General features: G+C 71.9%; 5 protein-coding genes. 2 read left to right on the forward strand and 3 right to left on the reverse strand.

The window, feature by feature from the left end:
* Positions 1–3: 3 nt before the first annotated feature.
* Complete coding sequence (locus FNH05_RS34470; RefSeq protein WP_144593044.1) at positions 4–279, reverse strand: hypothetical protein; 276 nt, start codon at positions 277–279, stop codon at positions 4–6.
* 71 nt (positions 280–350) lie between these two features.
* Between FNH05_RS34470 and FNH05_RS34475 the strand changes: the two genes are divergently transcribed.
* Positions 351–677 (forward strand): hypothetical protein, encoded by a 327-nt coding sequence (locus FNH05_RS34475; protein WP_144593045.1) that lies wholly within the window; start codon positions 351–353, stop codon positions 675–677.
* 216 nt (positions 678–893) lie between these two features.
* On the opposite strand, the gene FNH05_RS34480 is transcribed toward FNH05_RS34475, so the two are convergent.
* Together FNH05_RS34480 and FNH05_RS34485 are read right to left on the reverse strand one after the other, a co-directional pair.
* Positions 894–1,607, reverse strand: coding sequence for a VIT1/CCC1 transporter family protein (locus FNH05_RS34480; protein ID WP_222426798.1), 714 nt, complete (start codon positions 1,605–1,607; stop codon positions 894–896).
* 75 nt (positions 1,608–1,682) lie between these two features.
* Positions 1,683–1,862: a hypothetical protein gene (locus tag FNH05_RS34485; RefSeq protein WP_144593046.1), complete on the reverse strand. Its 180-nt coding sequence runs from the start codon at positions 1,860–1,862 to the stop codon at positions 1,683–1,685.
* 194 nt (positions 1,863–2,056) lie between these two features.
* On the opposite strand from FNH05_RS34485, the gene FNH05_RS34490 reads away from it, so the two are divergent.
* On the forward strand, positions 2,057–3,634 hold a 1,578-nt coding region (locus tag FNH05_RS34490), incomplete at its 3' end, for an APC family permease (RefSeq protein ID WP_144593047.1).

The raw sequence follows: 3,634 nt of genomic DNA on the forward strand, positions 1-3,634 counted from the left end.
GCTCTACGCCGTGCTGATGGCGTCCAGTTCGGCGGCGCTGGTGATGCCGGCGATCGACGAGTCCGGGCTGCGCAGCGCGCCGGTGGTCGCCACGATCGTGCAGGTCGCGCTGGCCGACACGGTGTGCATCGTGGCGATCCCGCTGGTGATGGACCCCGGGCGGGCCGGGCCCGCCGCGCTGGGGGCGCTGGCGGTGCTGGCCGCGGGAGCGGCCGGTTTCCTCGCGGTGCGGTGGTTGCGGGCCCGGGGCCTGCTCGCCCGGGTGCACCGGATCAGCATCGCCCGCGGAGGGGGAGCCGCGCCGCCTGGCCCGGCAGCTCTTCGCCGTCACCGACGGGTTCCTCGGCCCGGTGTTCTTCGTCTGGCTGGGCGCCTCACTGGACCTGCGCCCGCTGGTCGTGGAACCGAAACTGCTCGGGCTGGCGGGCCTGCTGGCCGCGGGCGCGGTGCTGGTGCACGCGGCCGCGGTCCTGGCCCGGCAGCCCCTCGCCCTGGCGGTGCTCGCGAGTGCCCAGCTGGGCGTGCCGATCGCGGCGGTGACCATCGGCACCCGAGAGCACCTGCTCACACCGGGCGAGAGCGGTGCCGTCCTGGCCGCCGCGCTGATCAGCGTCATGGTGACCGGGCTGGCCGCCCGCGCCGCGCAGCGCAGGCAGGCGCGCGACGAGGCGCCCTAGCGCCTCCGGGCGGCTCGGCGGTGCACGGCACACCTTCCGCCGGGCGAGTCCCACGCTGGTGCGCTTGTGTCCCACCCTGGTGCGCGTGAGTTCCACGCTTGGGCAGGTGGTGGATGCCCCGAAGGTCGCACTGAGGGCACTCAACCCAGACCGGGCGGGGGACTCATCCGCCGGAAGGTGGGACACAAACGCCGGAAGGTGGGACTCACCCCCGCGTCAGACCCCCGACACGTGGGCCAGTTGGCCCACGCCCGCGGTGATCAGCATCGCGAGCCCGCCGCCGATCAGCACGCGCAGGGCGGGGCGGAGCACGGTGGTCCCGGCGATGCGCGCGCCGAGCACGCCGGCGACGGCCAGCCCGAGCAGGGTCACCCCGAAGATCGCCCACAGCTTCGCCGTCAGGCCCGGCGCCAGCAGGCCCAGGAACGGCAGCAGCCCGCCGACGAGGAAGCTGGCGGCCGAGGCCAGGGCGGCCTGCATCGGCCGCGCCGTGGTCACCTCGCTGTGGCCCAGCTCGTCCCGCAGGTGCGCGGCCAGCGGGTCGGTCTCGTGCAACGCGACCGCGACCTGCATGGCCAGGTCCGCCGGAACCCCCCGCTCACGGTAGATACCGGCGAGTTCCGCCAGTTCCGCCTCGGGGTCCTCGGCGAGTTCGCGTTCTTCCTTCAGCCGGTCGGCCCGTTCCACGTCGACCTGGGAGCTGACGGACACGTACTCCCCGGCGGCCATGGCCAGTGATCCGGCCGCCAGCCCCGCGATGCCCGCCGTGACGATGGCGCTGGTGCCGGTACCGCTCGCGGCCACCCCGACCATCAGGCTCGCCGTGGACACGAGCCCGTCGTTGGCGCCCAGGACGGCGGCGCGCAGCCAGCCGGCGTGCTCCGCGCGATGCGTTTCCGCATGCGGATTCATCATTTCGAAAAAGCTCACGCCACGCTCCTGACCGTCCCGTTCGTACGGTTCGCACCGTAGGGCGGGCAGGTCGCGGTCAGGTAGGGAAGAAGGTCACTTCGCCGCCCGGCCCGACGGCAGGGCGGCCTCCCTGGCGCCCGTCCGCTCGTGCTGGGCGGGCTCCAGGTACCAGCGGTCGAGCCCGCCGTGCTGTTCGGCGTAGGTCCGTGCCTCGGCCCTGCCGGGGAACGGCAGCTGCTGCTCGCGGTGCCGGTGCTGGATCTTCCACCCCATGTGCGCTCCTCCTTCGCCGATGGCCGGGCCCGGTGCTTCCCCCACCGAGCCCGGCCCCTGCAGTAGAACATGCGTTCGATGTTCGCGGCAAGCCGGGATCCCTCAATCGAGGGGCGGTGCGGCCGCCGGATCGGAGTTATCGTCGTGAGCGGCGACACAACGCACGGGCTGGCCTCGGCAGAAGGCGGTGCGTGATGACCAGTGAGACCAGGGCTTCTCCGGGAGAAGACGTCGGCCTGAAACGGCATATCGGCCTGATCGGCCTGATCTGGACCTCCGAGGGGTCGATCATCGGTTCCGGGTGGCTTTTCGGTGCGCTCTACGCGGCGGAGGCGGCCGGAACCGCGGCGATCATCTCCTGGCTCATCGGCGCGGTCGCCATCATCATCCTGGCGCTGGTGCACGCCGAACTGGGCGGGACCTACCCGGTCGCGGGCGGGACCGGCCGGTTCCCGCACTACGCGTTCGGCAGCGTGGCGGGCGCGTCGTTCGGCTGGTTCTCGTGGCTGCAGGCCGTCACCGTGGCGCCCATCGAGGTCATGGCCGCGCTGAACTACGCGAGCGTGTACCTGCCCGGGCTCCAGTACGGCAAGAACCAGTTGACCGCGCTCGGGTACGGGATCGCCGTGCTGTTGATGGCCCTCTTCGTCTTCGTCAACTTCCTGGGTGTGCGCTGGCTCGCCCACACCAACAGCGCGGCCACCTGGTGGAAGGTCGGGGTGCCGGTGCTCACCATGGTGGTGCTGGCGGCCACCCAGTTCCACGGCGGCAACTTCGGCATCGGCGGTTTCGCGCCGTTCGGCGCGGCCGGGGTGCTTTCGGCCGTCAGCACCAGCGGGGTCATCTTCGCCCTGCTGGGCTTCGAGCAGGCCGACCAGCTCGCCGGGGAAAGCCGCAACCCCTCCCGGAACATCCCCATCGCGGTGCTCGGGTCGATCTTCGTGGGCGCGCTCATCTACCTGATGCTGCAGATCGTGTTCATCGCGGCCCTGCCCGCGGACGCCTTCGCACACGGCTGGGGAAACCTCGCCTTCCCGGCGAAGGCCGGACCGTTCGCGGGCCTTGCCACCTCGCTGGGGCTCGGCTGGCTGGCGACGGTCCTCTACATCGACGCCGTCGTTTCGCCCAGTGGAACCGGCCTGATCTACGTCACGGCGACTTCGCGCGTGTCCTACGGGTTGTCCCGCAACGGTTACGTACCGATGGTGTTCGAGCGCACCACCCGCCGCGGGGTGCCCTGGTTCGGGCTGGTGTTCGCGTTCCTCATCGGGCTGGTGGTGTTCCTCCCGTTCCCGACCTGGCAGAAACTGGTCGGTTTCGTCACCTCCGCCAGCGTGCTGATGTACGCCGGGGCCCCGCTGGCCTTCGGGGCCCTGCGGTTGCAGGACGCGCAGCGGCACCGGCCGTTCCGCCTGCCCGCGGGCGGGTTCTTCTCACCGCTGGCGTTCGTCGTGGCCAACCTGATCATCTACTGGGCGGGCTGGGACACCCTGTGGCGCCTGGGGGTGGCGATCGTGCTCGGCTACGTGCTGCTGGGCCTGGCCTCCGGGCTCAAGCTGAACCCGCGCACCCCCGCGCTGGAATGGCGTTCGGCGCAGTGGCTGCCGGTGTACCTCGTCGGCATGGGCGTCCTCTCCTGGCAGGGCGGCTTCTGCAGCACCGGTCCCGCGAGCGCGGCCGGCTGCGGCGCGCAGGGGCACCTGCCGCTCTGGTGGGACATCGGCGCCGTCACCGCGTTCAGCCTGCTGATCTACTTCTGGGCTCGCGCGGTG

It is taken from the genome of Amycolatopsis rhizosphaerae (assembly GCF_007713715.1).
In the GTDB taxonomy this organism is placed as follows: domain Bacteria; phylum Actinomycetota; class Actinomycetes; order Mycobacteriales; family Pseudonocardiaceae; genus Amycolatopsis_E; species Amycolatopsis_E rhizosphaerae.

What these genes read in the sequence shown, in the direction of transcription:
- FNH05_RS34470 (WP_144593044.1), bottom strand. Translation starts at nt 279, where the DNA reads ATGCTGATCCGGTGCACCCGGGCGAGCAGGCCCCGGGCCCGCAACCAC.
- FNH05_RS34485 (WP_144593046.1), bottom strand. Translation starts at nt 1,862, where the DNA reads ATGGGGTGGAAGATCCAGCACCGGCACCGCGAGCAGCAGCTGCCGTTC.